We start from the raw sequence: 1,042 nt of genomic DNA, 5'->3' as shown, positions 1-1,042 counted from the left end.
CTCCTGCCCAACTTTCGTGTCCGTTGGATGTACATTCAGGTAATGTGGCACGTAAATTAGGTTTACTACCGCGAAAACAAAATGATGCAAAGGCTTTGACGGAATTGGATAAAAATTTACGTAAAATGGATAAAAATGACCCTGTTAAATACGATTTTGCTTTGTTTGGTTTAGGTGTTTTTGAGAATTTTTAAGTTTTGATTCTACTCCGCCCAACAACCAATGTTTAAAAACTACCTAAAAATAAATACTTGACTTGATATCTAAATTTTGCGTTAGGGATTGAAGCTTTGTTTGAGCTCTTTTTGTTAGTAATAACAAAAAAGCGAGTGCGTAAAGCCCGACCCGAAAGGGTAACGCCCTAAAGAAAACTTTCTAAAGCCAACTCGTAACTTTGTAAACCGAAACCGGCAATTACACCTTTTGCATTTGGTGCTATATAGGAAATATGGCGAAAATCTTCGCGAGAATGTACGTTAGAAATATGTACTTCAACCACAGGAGTTTCTACGCCTTTAATTGCATCGCCAATGGCTATTGATGTGTGTGTGTAAGCGCCTGCATTTAAAATAATTCCATCAAAATTAAAGCCTACTTCGTGTATTTTATCAATAATTTCGCCTTCAATATTACTTTGAAAATAACTCAATTCTACATCAGCATATTTCTTTTTTAATTCTTTAAAAAAATTATCAAAAGATAAATCTCCATAAATAGTAGGTTCTCTTTTACCCAGTAAATTAAGGTTTGGGCCGTTTATTATAATTATTTTCATTTCTATATTATTTAAGTGTAAATATATTTATTTTTACTTTATGAAATGGAACAGTGCTTTACAAGATTATCAGTTTTATTTAAAAATAGAAAAAGGATTGGCTGTTAACTCAATTAACAGTTATTCTCGTGATGTAAAAAAACTAATTTCTTATTTAGAGGAAATGAAATAAGTGTTTCTCCAATTACAATTAAACAGGAAGAAATACAGCAGTTTATTTATACAGCTTCAAAACAAATTAATGCACGTTCACAAGCTCGTTTAATC

At 31.6% G+C, this 1,042-nt stretch carries 3 protein-coding genes; 2 read left to right on the top strand and 1 reads right to left on the bottom strand.

The window, feature by feature from the left end; translation table 11 throughout:
- Positions 1-194: DUF2400 family protein (locus tag JF818_RS04280; protein WP_198890737.1), on the top strand; the 194-nt coding region annotated here is incomplete at its 5' end.
- Between the two features lie 167 nt (positions 195-361).
- Here the strand turns inward: JF818_RS04280 and aroQ are convergent.
- Positions 362-775 carry a type II 3-dehydroquinate dehydratase gene (gene aroQ / locus JF818_RS04275; RefSeq protein ID WP_198890736.1) on the bottom strand — a complete coding sequence of 138 codons (414 nt, stop codon included), beginning with the start codon at positions 773-775 and terminating at the stop codon, positions 362-364.
- A 40-nt stretch (positions 776-815) separates the two neighbouring features.
- Between aroQ and JF818_RS16630 the strand changes: the two genes are divergently transcribed.
- Positions 816-947, top strand: a complete 132-nt coding sequence (locus tag JF818_RS16630) for a site-specific integrase (protein ID WP_198890735.1) — start codon at positions 816-818, stop codon at positions 945-947.
- The last annotated feature ends 95 nt before the right edge of the window (positions 948-1,042 follow it).

This window comes from Sphaerochaeta sp. S2, assembly GCF_016406725.1.
Taxonomy (GTDB): domain Bacteria; phylum Spirochaetota; class Spirochaetia; order Sphaerochaetales; family Sphaerochaetaceae; genus Sphaerochaeta.
The sequence above is the reverse complement of the archived record's forward strand: the minus strand, read 5'-3'. Positions and strand labels throughout refer to the sequence as shown.

Bases quoted from the DNA above. Each gene is read 5' to 3' on its own strand.
- aroQ (WP_198890736.1), bottom strand. From the start codon at position 775: ATGAAAATAATTATAATAAACGGCCCAAACCTTAATTTACTGGGTAAA.
- JF818_RS16630 (WP_198890735.1), top strand. From the start codon at position 816: ATGAAATGGAACAGTGCTTTACAAGATTATCAGTTTTATTTAAAAATA.